Source organism: Cryobacterium sp. AP23, assembly GCF_054075385.1.
The window spans coordinates 3,989,123-4,004,062 of record NZ_CM133415.1 but is presented as its reverse complement, the minus strand read 5'-3'; the positions used below and the strand labels follow the sequence as shown (position 1 = coordinate 4,004,062).

The 14,940-nt window shown below is 69.1% G+C and carries 15 protein-coding genes and 1 pseudogene; 8 read left to right on the top strand and 8 right to left on the bottom strand.

The genetic code is table 11. The annotated features are described in order from the left end of the window. Positions 1 to 9: 9 nt before the first annotated feature. Both ACU5E9_RS18910 and ACU5E9_RS18905 read left to right on the top strand, forming a co-directional pair. Positions 10 to 1,002 carry a phosphodiester glycosidase family protein gene (locus ACU5E9_RS18910; protein WP_456811426.1) on the top strand — a complete coding sequence of 331 codons (993 nt, stop codon included), beginning with the start codon at positions 10 to 12 and terminating at the stop codon, positions 1,000 to 1,002. A 9-nt stretch (positions 1,003 to 1,011) separates the two neighbouring features. Continuing rightward, positions 1,012 to 2,019 (top strand): annotated as a pseudogene (locus tag ACU5E9_RS18905) (glycosyltransferase family 2 protein); the annotation flags it as partial. Positions 2,020 to 2,141: 122 nt separating this feature from the next. Here the strand turns inward: ACU5E9_RS18905 and acsA are convergent. The 3 genes from acsA to ACU5E9_RS18890 form a co-directional block, all read right to left on the bottom strand. Then, entirely contained in the window at positions 2,142 to 3,950 is a 1,809-nt protein-coding gene (acsA, locus tag ACU5E9_RS18900; protein WP_456811425.1) for an acetate--CoA ligase, read from the bottom strand. Between the two features lie 52 nt (positions 3,951 to 4,002). Further along, on the bottom strand, positions 4,003 to 4,311 hold the full coding sequence (locus tag ACU5E9_RS18895; protein ID WP_456811424.1) for a hypothetical protein: 309 nt from the start codon (positions 4,309 to 4,311) through the stop codon (positions 4,003 to 4,005). A gap of 124 nt (positions 4,312 to 4,435) precedes the next feature. Continuing rightward, complete coding sequence (locus ACU5E9_RS18890; RefSeq protein WP_456811423.1) at positions 4,436 to 5,167, bottom strand: DUF2461 domain-containing protein; 732 nt, start codon at positions 5,165 to 5,167, stop codon at positions 4,436 to 4,438. Between the two features lie 204 nt (positions 5,168 to 5,371). On the opposite strand from ACU5E9_RS18890, the gene ACU5E9_RS18885 reads away from it, so the two are divergent. Beyond that, a complete protein-coding gene (locus tag ACU5E9_RS18885; RefSeq protein ID WP_456811422.1) occupies positions 5,372 to 6,277 on the top strand; it encodes an alpha/beta hydrolase in 906 nt (301 codons plus the stop codon). Positions 6,278 to 6,282: 5 nt separating this feature from the next. On the opposite strand, the gene ACU5E9_RS18880 is transcribed toward ACU5E9_RS18885, so the two are convergent. Beyond that, on the bottom strand, positions 6,283 to 6,699 hold the full coding sequence (locus ACU5E9_RS18880; RefSeq protein ID WP_456811421.1) for a hypothetical protein: 417 nt from the start codon (positions 6,697 to 6,699) through the stop codon (positions 6,283 to 6,285). Positions 6,700 to 6,795: 96 nt separating this feature from the next. Then, positions 6,796 to 7,374, bottom strand: coding sequence for an HhH-GPD-type base excision DNA repair protein (locus tag ACU5E9_RS18875; protein WP_456811420.1), 579 nt, complete (start codon positions 7,372 to 7,374; stop codon positions 6,796 to 6,798). A 109-nt stretch (positions 7,375 to 7,483) separates the two neighbouring features. Here ACU5E9_RS18875 and ACU5E9_RS18870 point away from each other — a divergent pair, with 109 nt between their 5' ends. The 4 genes from ACU5E9_RS18870 to ACU5E9_RS18855 all read left to right on the top strand — a co-directional run bounded on the left by ACU5E9_RS18870 (position 7,484) and on the right by ACU5E9_RS18855 (position 10,713). Next, positions 7,484 to 7,804, top strand: coding sequence for a hypothetical protein (locus ACU5E9_RS18870; protein WP_456811419.1), 321 nt, complete (start codon positions 7,484 to 7,486; stop codon positions 7,802 to 7,804). A 58-nt stretch (positions 7,805 to 7,862) separates the two neighbouring features. Further along, positions 7,863 to 8,900, top strand: coding sequence for a PHP domain-containing protein (locus ACU5E9_RS18865; protein WP_456811418.1), 1,038 nt, complete (start codon positions 7,863 to 7,865; stop codon positions 8,898 to 8,900). A gap of 89 nt (positions 8,901 to 8,989) precedes the next feature. After that, a complete protein-coding gene (locus tag ACU5E9_RS18860; protein WP_456811417.1) occupies positions 8,990 to 10,084 on the top strand; it encodes an S-(hydroxymethyl)mycothiol dehydrogenase in 1,095 nt (364 codons plus the stop codon). Next, positions 10,084 to 10,713 (top strand): MBL fold metallo-hydrolase, encoded by a 630-nt coding sequence (locus ACU5E9_RS18855; protein ID WP_456811416.1) that lies wholly within the window; start codon positions 10,084 to 10,086, stop codon positions 10,711 to 10,713. The genes ACU5E9_RS18860 and ACU5E9_RS18855 overlap by 1 nt, the downstream gene beginning before the upstream one ends. A 97-nt stretch (positions 10,714 to 10,810) precedes the next feature. On the opposite strand, the gene ACU5E9_RS18850 is transcribed toward ACU5E9_RS18855, so the two are convergent. The 3 genes from ACU5E9_RS18850 to alsS are packed head-to-tail and all read right to left on the bottom strand — an operon-like array spanning position 10,811 to position 13,827. Then, positions 10,811 to 11,284, bottom strand: a complete 474-nt coding sequence (locus tag ACU5E9_RS18850; RefSeq protein WP_456811415.1) for a DUF1801 domain-containing protein — start codon at positions 11,282 to 11,284, stop codon at positions 10,811 to 10,813. A 51-nt stretch (positions 11,285 to 11,335) separates the two neighbouring features. Then, positions 11,336 to 12,082 (bottom strand): acetolactate decarboxylase, encoded by a 747-nt coding sequence (budA, locus tag ACU5E9_RS18845; protein ID WP_456811414.1) that lies wholly within the window; start codon positions 12,080 to 12,082, stop codon positions 11,336 to 11,338. Then, positions 12,079 to 13,827: an acetolactate synthase AlsS gene (alsS, locus tag ACU5E9_RS18840; protein WP_456811413.1), complete on the bottom strand. Its 1,749-nt coding sequence runs from the start codon at positions 13,825 to 13,827 to the stop codon at positions 12,079 to 12,081. Before alsS ends, budA begins: the two co-directional genes overlap by 4 nt. 115 nt (positions 13,828 to 13,942) lie before the next feature. Here alsS and ACU5E9_RS18835 point away from each other — a divergent pair, with 115 nt between their 5' ends. Further along, positions 13,943 to 14,821: a LysR family transcriptional regulator gene (locus ACU5E9_RS18835; protein WP_456811412.1), complete on the top strand. Its 879-nt coding sequence runs from the start codon at positions 13,943 to 13,945 to the stop codon at positions 14,819 to 14,821. The last annotated feature ends 119 nt before the right edge of the window (positions 14,822 to 14,940 follow it).

Genomic DNA, 14,940 nt, shown 5'->3' with positions numbered 1-14,940 from the left:
AAAGGGGGAATGCGACCCACACCATCCCGCACACCCCGGCAGAAGCGGCGCCGGGCGATCATCGGATCGGCCCTCGCCCTCACCCTGGTGCTCGGCGGCGGCACCACCTGGGCCCTGGATCGATTCGTGATCGAGCACCCCGAGATCACCGACGTCGACGCCTACGAGGCCGCGAATTCCACTGCGACGAGCACCTCCGATTCCACCGCCGCATCGTCCACGGGCACGTCCGACGCCACCTCCGACGGCACGGTCACCGACACCAGCTACGACTCCGACGACGCCGACGTGTCGATCTCCACCGTCGTCACCGGCACCGGCGACGACACCGTCACCTATTACGTGGCGGACGTCACCCTCACCGACGCCACAGCATTGCGGTCGGCGTTCGCCAAGAACACCTTCGGCGAGAACATCACCGAGACCACCTCGGACATCGCGGAGGACAACGACGCGATCTTCGCCATCAACGGCGACTACTACGGCTTCCGGGACACCGGAATCGTCATCCGCAACGGCGTCGTCTACCGCGACGAGGGTGCCAGGCAGGGCCTCGCCTTCTACCTCGACGGGTCGGTGCAGGTCTACGACGAGACCGCCACCACGGCCGACGAACTGCTCGCCGCCGGCGTGTGGAACACCGTCTCGTTCGGCCCGGCGATCGTCGAGGACGGCGACGTCGTCGACGGCATCGAAGACGTCGAGGTCGACACCAATGTCGGCAACCACTCGATCCAGGGCGATCAGCCGCGCACCGCCATCGGCGTCATCGACGACAACCACCTGGTCTTCGTGGTCGTGGACGGCCGCAGCCCCGGGTACAGCGCCGGCGTCACCCTCACCGGCCTGGCCGAGATCATGCAGGGCCTGGGCGTCACCACCGCGTACAACCTCGACGGCGGCGGCTCGTCGACGATGTACTTCAACGGTGACCTGGTGAACGACCCGCTCGGCACCGGCAGCGAGCGCGGCACCTCCGACATCCTCTACCTCGAGGGCTGAGGCGGCGCCATGATCATCCTGATCCCGGCGTATGAACCGGATGCCCGCCTCGTCACCCTGGTCGCCGAACTCCGCACGGAGGCTCCGCACTGCCGGGTCGTGGTCGTCGACGATGGCAGCGGCGAGGCCTATCGTGAGGTCTTCGACGCTGCTCGCCTCCGGGGCGCGGAGGTCATCGGGCATCCGCTGAACCAGGGCAAGGGGTATTCCCTCAAGGAGGGGTTCCGCCACATCCTCAGCCGGTACCCGGGCAGCGACGTCGTCTGCGCCGACAGCGACGGCCAGCACCGGGTGCGCGACATCCTGCGGGTCGCCGCCAGGGTGCAGCAGCACGCCGGCCGCGCCGACGCACCGCTGGTGCTCGGCGGCCGCCGCTTCACCGGCGCGGTCCCGCTGCGCAGCCGCCTCGGCAATACCCTGGCCAGGCAGGCCTTCCAGGTCACCACGGCGCGCAGCATCCACGACACCCAAACCGGCCTGCGCGGATACCCGGCGACCCTGCTGGAGGGACTCCTCGGAGTGGGCGGCGACCGGTTCGAGTATGAGCTGAACACCCTGCTGGAGGCCTCCTGGGCCGGCCGGGCCATCGAGGAGATCGACATCGAGACGGTGTACCTGCACGGCAACGCCTCGTCGCATTTCCGGCCGGTGGTCGATTCCCTGCGGGTGATGCGCCCGCTGCTCGTCTACGGTGCGGTGTCGTTCGGGTCGTTCCTCATCGACCTCCTCGCCCTGCAGCTCCTCGTGTCCGCGACCGGGCTGCTGGGCCTCAGCGTGCTCTCCGCACGCCTGATCAGCGCGTCGGTGAACTTCCTGCTCAACCGCAGGCTGGTGTTCACCACGGCGAAGCCGCACCGGTTGCGGCGCGAGGCGCTGGCCTATGCCGCGCTGGCAGCATCGCTGCTGGCCGCGAGCTACCTCGGACTGACCCTGCTCACCCAGGTCGGTGTGCCGCTGCTGGCTGCCAAGCTGCTCACTGATGTGACCCTCTACCTGGTCAGCTTCCAGGTGCAGCGCCGCGTCGTGTTTGCGCGGTCGGTGTCGGCGGCACGGTTCGGGTTCGCAGAGTCCGGGTTCGCAGAGTCCGGGTTCGCAGAGTCCGGGTTCGCAGGGGCCGGGTTCGCAGGGGCCGGGTCCGATCAGGTGCTGTCGTCCACCGTGCTGCTGTCGCCCGTCGGCAGGCCCAGTTCCCGCGCCTTGAGCAGGCGTCGCAGGATCTTGCCGTTCTGGGACTTCGGCAGCTCGTCCACGAAGTCGAGCGCCCCCGGCGCCACCGCCGGTCCAAGGCGCGTCTCGGCGAAGTCGAGGATCTCCTGATGCAGGTCGTCGCTCGGCCTGGCATCGTCCAACAGCTTTACGTACGCCTTCACCAGCTCGCCGACGACGGGATCGGGGACGCCGATCACACCGGCATCGGCCACGGCGGCATGCTCGATCAGTGAGGTCTCCACCTCAAACGGGCTGATCAGGTGGCCGGCCGAGATGATCACGTCGTCCGCCCGGCCCACGAACCAGTAGTAACCGTCCTCGTCCCGCTTGGCCAGGTCGCCGGTGCGGTACCAGTCCCCGCTGAAGCAGGCCAGGTACCTTTTCTCGTCGTGGATGTAGCCGCGGAACATCGACGGCCAGCCGGAACGCAGGGCCAGTTCCCCGACCGAATCGGGCTCGGTGACCAGTACGGGCTCACCGTCCCGCATCCGCGGCTCGCCATCGTCGCCGCGGGCCAGCAGCCCGGCCTCCACGCCTGGCAGCGGCAGCCCCATCGACCCCGGCTTGATGGCCAGCCCGGCGAGATTGGCGATCATGATCGCGCCGGTCTCGGTCTGCCACCAGTTGTCGTGTACGGGCTGGCCGAGAACCTCCTGGCCCCACAGCACGAGTTCCGGTTCGAGCGGCTCGCCCACACTCGCCACGAAACGCAGCGCCGACAGGTCCAGCCCTTCCGCCGCATCCGCGCCGGCCAGCATCAGCATCCGCAGTTCGGTGGGAGTGGTGTACCACACGGTCACGTGCTGACCGGCGAGGATGCGATACCAGCGACGGGCGTCGAATTCTTCTTCTTCGTCGATGACCGCGGTGATGCCGTGCACCAGCGGTGCCAGAACGCCGTACGACAACCCGGTCACCCAGCCCGGATCTGCGGTGCACCAGTACACGTCGTCGGCGTGCAGGTCGAGCGCGTACAGCGCGCTGGTGTAATACGCCGAGACCGCGTCGTGCACATGGATGGCGCCCTTAGGTGCACCGGTCGTGCCGCTGGTGAAGTGCAGCACCGCCATGTCTTCGCGCTGCGTGGTCGCCGTGGCGCCGAACTCCGGGGCCTCGGCCAGCAACGCCGCGTAGTCCAGCGTGCCCGGCTCCGGTTCACCGTTCGCGTCGACGAGGAGCACGAAGACGAGCTCCGGCAATTCCAGTCTCACCGGGGCGACGTGCTCGAGGTACAGAGCCCGGGTGGTGACCAGCACGCGGCCCGATCCGATCCTGAGACGCTGGCGTACCGGCTCGGGGCCGAAGGCGTCGTAGAGCGGGCAGAAAACGTCGCCGCTCTTCAACGTGCCGAACGCGGCCACGTACTGCTCCGGCACCCGTCCCAGCAGGGAGAAGACGCGGTCCTGACGTTCCAGCCCGAGTCGCCGGAGCACACTGGCGAACCGGCTGACCTGGTCGGCCAGGTCCGCGTAGCTGACCGATCGGGTGCTGCCGTCGGCCAGGACGAAGCGCAGGGCCTGGCGACCGGACCGCGCCCCGACGGCGTGCCGGTCGACGGCCTCGTGGGCGATATTGACCCCGTTGCCGCCGGGCAGGCCCGAAATGGCCGCCCTGGCCTGCTCCCAGTCGAAGTCGGCGCGGGTCTTGTCGTAGTCGACGAGGTTGGGCAGCACCGCCAGGGATGCCGGGTCTTTATGGATGGTGGCCCAGCGGGTCGAAGGTTCCGTTCCAGCTGTCATGCCCCCATGAAACCCCCGCTCGGCCGGGCTGGATAGGGCAATTCGCCTGTCGTCAGGCCAGCAGAGCGAGCACGAACTGCAGCACAACGAGGGCGGCAGTGGCCCCGGCCAGCGCCAGTGCGGCGAGGGTCAGTCCGCGGCCTGTGGCCCCCGCGGGGATCACCCGGTAGGCCTGCAACGAGAACATGAGCCCGACCGCGCCGACGACCAAAGCGGGAACCGGGTACACCACCGCGACGATGAGGGCGAGCAGCGTCACCCAGAACCCCGGCACCCGGCCGGGCGCCTTCGTCCAGTCGGCCTGCGGTGCACCCATTGCGAGGAGGCGATTGCCCTCCATCTTGGCTCGAGGGTCGTTCACTGGCTGCTCCTTCGAGGGACCGTTGGACCGCTTCGGCCGCGCCCGCTCTTCAGCCCTAGTCTGGCGCATCCGGGGGTCGTGTGGGTGGGCGTGGTGTGAGTGGGCGTTGTGGGTCGGTGGGGCGTCAGGGCCGGCTGCCCGCCGCCCGGCGACGGCCGGTCGCCGTCTCCACCACGAGCGGAGTCGCCGCCGCCAGCACGGTATTGAGCAGCTCGACAAACCCGGCCAGCGCTCGGAACCGCTCCTCCACAACGTCGACGAGGTCCTCCCGCAGGGCGGCGTCGCCGGGCAGGAGCGCGAATTGCGCCCAGCTGCGCACCCGCAACAGGTCGGCGGCCGGATGCTCGGGGTCGAAGCCCCGGGGCGCGCGCAGAAGCGGGCGCCCGTCGAAGGGCTCGGTAACCCCGGTCACGGCCGCATCGGCCAGCACCGCCCGCATCTCGTCGTGGTGGTCGAGCAGGTACTCACGGATCGCGCGCAACTGCGGCGAACCCGGTGAATACGCGCCCGCCGCCACCATCACACCGTGCACCCCCACCTGCAGGAAGAAGCCGGCACCGCCGACCTTCTCCAGTCCCTGCCGGGGCCAGCTCGCGGCGAGGTGCGTCTTGTACGGGGTCTTGTCGTTGGAGAACCGTACGTCACGGTAGATCCGAAGCATGGCCTTGGCCGGCGGGCGCAGGTAGTCCGGCGCGAACTCGGTCAGCCGGGTGTTGATCGCGGCAATGACCTCGAGCATGGGGTCCTTCAGCTCGGTCTCGTAAACGGGCTTGTTCTCCTGGAACCACTCGCGGTTGTTGCGATGCTCGAGTTCCTCCAGGAAATCGAACGCCTGCTCACTGAAATGGGGTCCCACCTGCACGCTCCTCGGCCGACGGCTCCGTGCCGCCCGGCTGCCCCCATTCTCCCGCGTCCCGGTTCCGGGTGGGCGGCGGTTCCCGGTCCGCGGGGCCGGGCCGGGCCCTCTTGATCGCGCCGCTGCACCGGGCTAGATTCGGCGCATCTGTGCCGTTTTCCCCTGAGACACCCACCACTGATTCAGCGAGCGGAAGGGACCATCATGACCAGCAACACGGCAACCCCCGACACCATCGTGCTCATCCACGGGCTGTGGATGACGCCGCGCAGTTGGGAACACTGGGTTCCCTACTATGAAGCCCAGGGCTATCGCGTGATCACCCCCACGTATCCGGGGTTCGAGATCGAGGTCGAGGCCTTGCGCGAGAACCCGGACGTGATCGCCGATCTGACCGTGCCAGAGACGGTGGATCACCTCGCGTCCGTCGTCGCCGACCTCGACACTCCCCCGATCATCATGGGCCACTCCTTCGGCGGCACCCTCACCCAGCTGCTCACCGCCCGGGGCCTGGGCGCGGCATCCGTCGCCATCAACTCGGCACCCACCGAAGGGGTGCGAGTCACCCCGCCGTCGCAAATCCGGTCGTTCTTCCCGATCCTCAACAACCCCGCGAACTACCACCGGGCGGTCGGCTACACGGCAGAGCAGTTCCACTACGTGTTCGCGAACACCCTGAGCCGGGAGGACTCCGACGCCGTGTACCAGCGCTACCACATTCCCGCCCCGGGCCACTGGGTGTGGGCGTACGGCCTGATCGCGAACTTCAAGCCGGGCAAGCAGGAGACCTGGGTGGACTACGAGTTCAACGACCGGGCGCCGCTGCTCTTCATCGCCGGCGGCGACGACCACATCATGCCGCCGTCGGTGAACCGGTCCAACGCCGACCACTACAGCCGGTCGACGGCGCTGACGGAGTTCCACGAGTTCCCCGGCCGGTCGCACTGGACCTGTGGCGAACCCGGCTGGGAGGCGGTGGCCGACTACGCCCTCGACTGGGCGGTCCGGAACGCCGACACCGAACACATCAGCACGGAGCACATCAGCACGGAGCACATCAGCACGGAGCACACCAGCACCGAGCACATCCGCCGGGATGAGCCGGCCTGACCGGGCTAGGTGGACTTCTTCGTGACGGTGACCGAGATGGAGATCGGGCCGATCCCGATGGTCACCGTCACGGTGCGCACCTTGGGAGCCTGGGCGCGCACAGTGGCCGTTGACTGTTGGCTGGTGCCGCTGGCCCCGGCGACGTCGCTGGCGTCGACCGTCTTCAGCGTCACCTGGGTATCGACGCCGACCTCCGCGAACACCTTCTGAACCTGGCTGCTGTCACCGCTGTGCACGGCGTCGATGAGGCGCTTGGTGAGGGCGTCGCCCTTCGAGAGTGCGTCGGCCACCTGGCCTACCTGCATGGCGTATTTCTGGATACCAGCCACCTCGTGCAGCGAATCGGCCGGGGTCGTGGTCCCGTCGCCCATTTGCATGTCGTCTGTGTGCATGTCGTCTGAATGCATGTCGTCTGAATGCATGGTGGACTCCTCCGCGCATCGTCGGTGGTGCGAACGCGACCATGCTAAACCCCGGCCCAGGGCCCGGCTACGGGCAGCGAAACCCGGGGAGCGCGGCTACTTCTTGGCGGATTCCTTGGCCGCTGCCTTGGCGGCGCGTTTGCTCTCCCGCACCCGGGCCAGCGACTCCGGATCGACGATGTCGGCCACCGACTTCAACGAGCCGTCCTCACCGTACGGGGCGGATGCCTCGCGCCAGCCGGCCGCGTCCAGGCCGAGCCGTTTGCCGAGCAGGGCCAGGAAGATCTTCGCCTTCTGCTCCCCGAACCCGGGCAGTCCCTTAAGCCGGCGCAGCACCTCGGCACCGTCCGGGTCGTCCGCGGTCCAGATGGCGGCAGCGTCGCCGTGCCAGTCGTCGGCGACCACACCGGCGAGGGTCTGCACCCGGCCGGCCATCGATCCCGGGAACCGGTGCACCTCCGGGGTCTGCTTGAAGACCTCGACGAAGGCCTCCGGGTCGTAGTCGGCGAGGGTCCGCGCGTCCAGCGTCCCGATCCGGTCGCGGATCTTCGCCGGGCCGGCGAACGCGGCTTCCATGGCGATCTGCTGGTCGAGCAGCATCCCAAGCAGGAGTGCGAACGGGTCTTCGCTGAGCAGGGTGTCGGCGGCGGCATCGCCGGTGAGATGCAGTGTCATCGGGCCATTCTGCCACCGCGACCGGCACTTTGGGGGTGACCGCTGCCGTTGGCGCTCCGGCGGGACGGTGCCAGCATGGCAGTGATCGGGCGTGACGAAAGAAGGCACCATGTTGGACGTACCCGCGGGAAGCGTGATGCGCAGTTGGACCGGCTGGATCGCACCGGAGTCCCGTGCCGCCTATGCCGCGTACATGGAGCGAACCGGTCTGGCGGACTACCGCTCGACGCGGGGGAACCTGGGTGCGGTGATCGTGTTCCGTGACCTGCCCGACGGCCGCTGCGAGGTGCGCACGGTATCGTTCTGGCGCTCGTACGCGCACATCGAATCGTTCGCCGGCGAGGACATCGAACTGGCGGTGTTCTACCCCGAGGACGACAGGTTCCTCATCGACCGTGAGCTGATCGTGGCCCATTTCGAGGTCGCCTGACCGGTGGCACCCACACCCGGGCTCGCATCAACCGCCTCTCCGGGCCGATGATGTCTGCATGGACCCCGTCGACGCCCTCAACGAGATCGCCTTCTGGCTGGAGCGCGAACTGGCGCCCGCATTCAAGGTGCAGGCCTTCCGCAAGGCGGCGGGCATCATCCGGGAGTTGCCGGCTGCGGAGGTCGCCGAGCGCGCCCGCACCGGGCGTCTCACCACCCTCAGGGGCATCGGCGGCCGCTCCGCCGAGGTGATCGGGCAGGCCGTGGAGGGCGTGGTCCCCGACTACCTCGAGAACCTGCGCCAGCGCGGCGCCGTGCCGCTGTCGACCGGGGGTCACGACCTCCTCGCCCAGCTCCGCGGCGACCTGCACGCGCACAGCGACTGGTCGGATGGGACTACGTCGATCGACCTGATGGTCGCCGCGGCGGCCGTCCTCGGCCGGGAGTACCAGGCGCTCACCGATCACTCGCCCAACCTCACCGTGGCCAGCGGGCTCAGCGCCGACCGGCTGGCGGAGCAGCTCGACGTGGTCACCGGGATCAACGCCGAGGCATCCGCTTCCTCCGCTGGAGCCGGCGTGCGCCTGCTCACCGGCATCGAGGTCGACATCCTCGAAAACGGCGAGCTCGACCAGACGCCCGACCTGCTGTCCAAGCTTGATGTCGTTGTCGCGAGCGTGCACTCCAAGCTGCGCGCCGACTCGCTCAGCATGACCAGGCGGATGCTCGCCGGGGTGCGCGACCCGCACACCAACGTGCTCGGCCACTGCACCGGCCGGCTCATCGGCGGTGGCCGCGGCACCCGGCCGCCGTCGACGTTCGACGCCGACAAGGTGTTCGCCGCCTGCGCGAAGAATGACGTCGCGGTCGAGATCAACTCCCGGCCGGAACGCCAGGACCCGCCGGATGACCTGATCCGGCTCGCCCTAGACGCGGGCTGCCTCTTCAGCATCGACACCGACGCGCACGCCCCCGGGCACCTGGATTTTCTGGCCTACGGCGCCGAACGGGCGGCGGCGAACGGGGTGCCCGCCGAGCGCATCGTCACCACCTGGCCCGTCGAGACGTTGCTGGACTGGTCGCGGGCCTCCCGCTGAGCCCCGGGCAGGCCAGCACCCGGTCAGGATGCTTCGATAGGTTGGAAGCCTGCCGACACCGGCTGCCCCGGCCACACACGAGGAGCTCCATGCCCATCACCGTTCAAGGCGCGATCGCCCGCTCGAAGGGGGCTCCCGTGGAGCTCACCGACATCGTCATCCCCGACCCAGGGCCCGGCGAGGTCATCGTCGACATTGAGACCTGTGGTGTCTGCCACACCGACTTCCACTACAAGGAGGGCGGCATCAACGACGACTTCCCCTTCCTGCTCGGCCACGAGGCGGCCGGCCGCGTCAGTGTGATCGGCGACGGTGTCACCCACGTGGCCGTCGGCGACTTCGTCGTGCTCAACTGGCGCGCCGTCTGCGGCGACTGCCGGGCCTGCAAGCGCGCCGAGCCCTGGTACTGCTTCAGCACCTTCAACGCCACCCAGAAGATGACCCTGGTCGACGGCACCGAGCTCAGCCCGGCGCTGGGCATCGGCGCGTTCGCGGAGAAGACCCTCGTGCACGAACGCCAGTGCACCAAGGTCAACCCGGAGGCCGACCCCGCCGCGGTCGGACTGCTCGGCTGCGGCATCATGGCCGGCATCGGCGCCGCGATGAACACCGGCAACGTCACCGCCGGTGATTCCGTGGCCGTGATCGGCTGCGGTGGCGTCGGCGACGCCGCGGTGGTCGGCTCCAAGCTGGCCGGCGCCGCCACGATCATCGCGATCGACCGGGACGCCAAGAAGCTGGCCAAGGCCACCGAATTCGGTGCCACCCACACCATCGACTCCTCCGCCCTCGACGAGGACGGCGTCGTCGCCGCGGTGCAGGCCCTCACCGGCGGGTTCGGCGCCGACGTCGTCATCGACGCGGTCGGCCGCCCCGAGACCTGGCGGCAGGCGTTCTACGCCCGCGACCTGGCCGGCACCGTGGTGCTCGTCGGCGTGCCCACCCCCGAGATGATGCTCGAGATTCCGCTGCTCGACGTCTTCGGCCGCGGCGGTTCGCTCAAGAGCTCCTGGTACGGCGATTGCCTGCCCGAGCGGGACTTCCCGATGCTTACCGAGCTGTACCTGCAGGGCCGGCTGCCGCTGGCCGACTTCGTGAGTGAACGCATCCGCATCGACGAAATCGAGGCCGCGTTCGCGAAAATGGCCTCCGGCGACGTGCTGCGTTCGGTAGTGGTGCTGTAATGAACGCACGCATCGAACACCTGGTCACCGAGGGCACCTTCGACCTCGACGGCGGCAGCTGGGCGCTGGAGAACAACGTCTGGATCGTCGGCGACGACTCCGAGTGCGTCGTCATCGACGCCGCCCACAACGCCGAGGCGATCCTCGCGGCGGTCGGCGACCGCACGCTGCTGGGCATCCTCAGCACGCACGCGCACAACGACCACATCGGCGCCGCCGGTGCCGTGTCCGCGGCCACGGATGCCCCGGTGCACCTGCACCCCGACGACCGGATGCTCTGGGACGTCGTCTACCCGGATGCCGCCCCGAGCCACACGCTCGAGCACGGCCAGCGCATCGCCGTCGCCGGCATCGAGCTGGAGGTCATCCACACACCGGGGCACTCCCCCGGTTCGGTCTGCTTCTACGCGCCCGCCTTCGGCACCCTGTTCAGCGGTGACACCCTCTTCCACGGTGGGCCGGGTGCCACGGGCCGCTCCTACAGTGACTTCCCCACCATCATCGAGTCGATCACGACGAAGCTGCTGAGCCTGCCCGCCGAGACGGTCGTGAACACCGGACACGGCGAGTCGACCTCGATCGGCGCCGAGACTCCCGACCTGCCGGCCTGGATCGCCCGCGGCCACTAGCCGCGCCCACATCCCTCCGCGAGTTGCCCCCGTGCGGACGAGTTGCCCCCGCGCACCGGGGCAACTCGTCCCCTTTAGGGCAACTCGGCGGGACGGGTTACTCGGCGGCGTGGACTGCGGAGTCCCGGGCGCGTTTCGCGAAGACGCCGGCAGTGACAGCGCTGTAGGACTCCCTCAGGATGCCCTCGAGGACCCCGAGGTCCACCTTGTCGAGGTTGGTGATGTACAGGCAGACCAGGCCCGTCTTGTGCGCGCCGAGCCGACTGAGCGCCTCGGTGTGAGCGCCGATCCCCTCCGGCAGGTAGATCGTCGTCGACGCCTTGCGCGGCGAGAACCCGGCCGCGCCGGCGTCGCCCTCCCGGCCGCTCTCGTACTTGTAGTGGTAACTGCCGAAGCCGATGATCGTCGAGTACCACATGCGCGCCGGCTCACCGGTGATGCGCCCGAACAGCTCGAGCAGGGTCTCCGCATCCCGTCGTCTGGTCGCCCCGGGCACAGCGTCGACGAAGGCGCGCACCTCCTGGTCGGCGGCCTCATGGTCAATGCGGTCTGCGGGGGTCCCTGGAGCCATGCCCCCACGGTAGCGCCAGCCGGCCGGTGCGACCAGTGCGCCGCCGGCCCGCTAGGCGTGCTGCTCGGTCTTTGCCAGCTGCCGGGCGAGGTCTTCCGGCGACAGGTTGGCGTCGCGGAACGCATCCGTCAGCGGCAGCTGCAGCCGCAGGTCGGTGCCGAGGCACAGCGCCGCACTGCCACTCTTCAGCTTGAAGTCGAGTACGTGGCCGCCGCCGGTGCGGTCGTCGGTGATGAAGTGCGCGTGGCAGCCGGGCACGCCGATGCCCTGCTCGTAGAGCGGGGTGCGGAACCCGACGATGGAGCCGGTGACGTTGTGCAGCTCCACGATGGCGTCCTCGTCGGTCGCCTCCACCATGGGTCGGTAGGGCTTGTGCTGCTTGACGACCGTGCGCATCCGGATCCACTCGAAGTCGCCGTCGATACGCAACGCGTACATGTAGTTCTCGGATGCGGTCATGTGGTCGATGAAGTCCGACGCCTCGGTGCGGAGCACGTTGGCGGGCAGGTCGCTCTCGATGTGCGGAACGAAGTTCGTCACCACGGCGTACGGCGTGTAGGCGCCGAGGTCGGCCTTGTTCACCCCGCCGTCGGCGCGCAGCTGGTAACAGGTGCCGTCGACGATGAGCATCTCACCGTCGAGCCCGTTGAAGGTGCCGATGCCGAAGCTGCCGTGGCCGAGCAGGTCGCGCACGGTCATTTCGCCCTCGTAGACGCCGTCGAGCAGGGCGCTCATCAGGCTGGTCTGGAAGATCTCGTGCCGGGAGACGGTGAACGCGGGTGTGGGCGCGGCGCTCACAGCAGCACGTCGCTTTCGAGGTCGGCCATCAGTTCATCCCGGTTGTTGCGGTAGTCGACCCGCACGTCGATGATGCTCGGGCCGTCGTCGTTCATGGCCTGTTCGAGCACCGCAGCGAAGTCGTCGAGGTGGGTGACGCGGTAGCCGTGTGCGCCGAAGGACTCGGCGTAGGTGACGGCGTCGTAGTCGCCGAGCTGCACGCCGGAGGTGCGGCCGTACTTGCCCTGCTGCTGGAACGCGACCATGTCGTAGGTGCCGTCGTTGAAGATGATGTGGGTGAATTTCGAGCCGAGCCGCACGGCGGTCTCCAGCTCCATGGCGGAGTACAGGAAGCCTCCGTCGCCGGAGACCGACACCACCGGGGTGCCTGGGCGCACCAGCGTCGCGGCGATCGCCCAGGGCAGGGCAACGCCGAGGGTCTGCTGGCCGTTAGAGAACAGCAGGGTGCGCGGGTGATAGGTGCGGAAGTGCCGGGCCATGTAGATGTAGTGCGAACCCACGTCGCAGAGCACGGTGGTGTCGTCGGGCAGCAGCGCCCGCATCGCCAGGGTGAGCTCGGCGGGGTGCACGCCTTCGGACTCGTCGTCACGCAGGTTCGGCTGGTCGGCCTCGGCCAGGCGGGCACGCTCGGTGGCGACCACCGCTGAGGCGGATGCCGACAGGGTGAGGCCGTCGATCTTGCGGGCGAGCGCATCCATGGTCTCGGCGACGTCGCCGCGCAGTTCGACGGTGGGGCGGTAGTAGTCGTCGAGGTCCGCCGACAATTCGTCGAGGTGGATGATGCGGCGCAGGTGATCCCGGTTCCACTTGGCCGGTTCGTACTCGACGAAGTCGTAGCCGATGGCCAGGATCAGGTCGGCCTTGTGCAGCAGCACGTCGCCGGGCTGGTTGCGGAACAGGCCCACCCGGCCGAGGTAGTGCTCCTCGAGCTCGTGGGAGAGCACGCCGGCGGCCTGGAAGGTCTCCACCACGGGCAGCTTGGCGGCGCCGAGAAGGCGGTGCAGCGCGGCAACGGCCCGGTCGGAGCCGGAGCGGGCGCCGGCGAGGATGACCGGGAACTGGGCATCCCGAAGCAGCTGGGCGGCCTCGGTGATGCTGGCGGCCGGGGCGGCGCCGAGCTGCGGCACCCAGTGCGGGGTCCGCATCGACACGGTGGTGGAGTCGGTGAGCACGTCGTAGGGCAGTACGACGGCGGCGGCACCCTTGGGCTCCTGCACCGCCTGGCGGAACGCGTTGGCGATGGCCTCCGGCACGTTGTCGGCGACGCTCACCTCGCCGGCGGACTTGGTGACGGCGGAGAGCATGCCGACAGCATCCATCGATTGGTGGGTGCGCTTGAGCCTGTCACCGCGGGAGACCGCTCCGCAGATGGCGACGAGCGGGTCGCCCTCGGTGGTGGCGGTGAGGAGGCCGGTGGCGAGGTTGGCGGTGCCTGGGCCGCTGGTGACGAGGACGACGCCGGGTTCACCGGTGAGGCGGCCGACGGCCGCGGCCATGAAGGCGGCATTCTGCTCGTGGCGCACCACGATCATCTGTGGGCCGCCGTCGAGGAGGGCGTCGTAGACCGGGTCGATCTTGGCGCCGGGAACACCGAAGATCCACTTCACACCGTAGGCGGTGAGGCACTCCACCACCCGGTCGGCCGAGCGGCGGGGTGATCCGAGGGCGCCGGAGCCGAAAGCCGTGCCGGTGGTGTCGGTGCGCTCGGGAGCGCCGGTGTCCAAAACGGGCGATGTGTTCGCCATGTCGTGCCTCCAGGGTGCCGGGTTGACCGGCGTCTGTATCCATCGTCCCGCTCCGACCGATAAGAAACAACGCCGATCAGCGATCACAACGATCTGCCGATGAGATGATTGGGAGATGGACCTCAGGCAGCTCGAATTCTTCAGTGCCGTCGCCGGCGAACTCAACTTCACGCGCGCGGCCGAGCGACTCACCATCGCGCAGTCCGCGGTCTCGGCGGGTGTGCGCTCCCTCGAGGGGGAACTGGGCGTGGAGCTGTTCGACCGCAGCCGGCGGCAGATCCGGCTCACCTCCACCGGCGAGCTGCTGCTGCCGAAGGTGCGCGAGGCGCTGGATGCGGTGAACGAGGTGCGCGAGGTGGCCCAGCAGTCCACCCACGCCATCACCGGGTCCATCGTGATCGGCCTGATGACGTCGGTCACGCTCGTGAACGTACCCCGGCTCCTCGGGCTGTACCGCACCGGGCATCCCGGTGTGGGCGTGCGGCTGCGCGCGGCCCGCCGCGGATCGGCCGACCTCGTCGACGAGCTGGCCACCGGCGAACTCGACCTGGCCTTCCTGGCACTGAGCGGGGCGGTGCCGGCGACCCTCTCCGCCGTTCCGATCGCCTCCTCCCCCATGGTGCTGGTGGTGCCGGCCGGGCATCCGCTGGCCGCGTCGCCCGGCGTGGACCTGGCCGCCCTGAACGGGGAGGAGTTCATCGACCTGCCGCCCGGCTACGCGAGCCGGCAGATCGTGGACGATGCCTTCGCCGCAGCCGGGGTGGAGCGCCGGGTGATGATCGAGGTCTCCGACATCGGCACGGCCGCCGAGTACGTCACCAACGGTCTGGGCGTGGCGCTCCTCCCCGAGTTCTCCGCCCATGCCGCCCTGAACGTGCGCCGCATCCCGGTGGCGAACGTGCCCGACTTCACGGTCTACCTCGCCGCATCCCGCAAACGCCGCGCCTCCGCGGCCGTGCGCGCCTTCGTCAACCTGGCCCTCTCCGGCGAGTAGCCGCCCGCCCAAGCCCAAGTCCACGCCCTCATCCGCAACTGTTCCCCGTGCGGACAAATGGTCCCGGCGCACCGGGACCATTTGTCCGGTTTGGGAACAGTTGGCGGGGCGACGACCCT

Excerpts from the sequence above, each read along its gene's own strand:
- ACU5E9_RS18910 (WP_456811426.1), top strand. The coding sequence starts at position 10 with ATGCGACCCACACCATCCCGCACACCCCGGCAGAAGCGGCGCCGGGCG.
- acsA (WP_456811425.1), bottom strand. The coding sequence starts at position 3,950 with ATGACAGCTGGAACGGAACCTTCGACCCGCTGGGCCACCATCCATAAA.
- ACU5E9_RS18885 (WP_456811422.1), top strand. The coding sequence starts at position 5,372 with ATGACCAGCAACACGGCAACCCCCGACACCATCGTGCTCATCCACGGG.
- ACU5E9_RS18880 (WP_456811421.1), bottom strand. The coding sequence starts at position 6,699 with ATGCATTCAGACGACATGCATTCAGACGACATGCACACAGACGACATG.
- ACU5E9_RS18875 (WP_456811420.1), bottom strand. The coding sequence starts at position 7,374 with ATGACACTGCATCTCACCGGCGATGCCGCCGCCGACACCCTGCTCAGC.
- ACU5E9_RS18870 (WP_456811419.1), top strand. The coding sequence starts at position 7,484 with ATGTTGGACGTACCCGCGGGAAGCGTGATGCGCAGTTGGACCGGCTGG.
- ACU5E9_RS18865 (WP_456811418.1), top strand. The coding sequence starts at position 7,863 with ATGGACCCCGTCGACGCCCTCAACGAGATCGCCTTCTGGCTGGAGCGC.
- ACU5E9_RS18860 (WP_456811417.1), top strand. The coding sequence starts at position 8,990 with ATGCCCATCACCGTTCAAGGCGCGATCGCCCGCTCGAAGGGGGCTCCC.
- ACU5E9_RS18855 (WP_456811416.1), top strand. The coding sequence starts at position 10,084 with ATGAACGCACGCATCGAACACCTGGTCACCGAGGGCACCTTCGACCTC.
- ACU5E9_RS18850 (WP_456811415.1), bottom strand. The coding sequence starts at position 11,284 with ATGGCTCCAGGGACCCCCGCAGACCGCATTGACCATGAGGCCGCCGAC.
- alsS (WP_456811413.1), bottom strand. The coding sequence starts at position 13,827 with ATGGCGAACACATCGCCCGTTTTGGACACCGGCGCTCCCGAGCGCACC.
- ACU5E9_RS18835 (WP_456811412.1), top strand. The coding sequence starts at position 13,943 with ATGGACCTCAGGCAGCTCGAATTCTTCAGTGCCGTCGCCGGCGAACTC.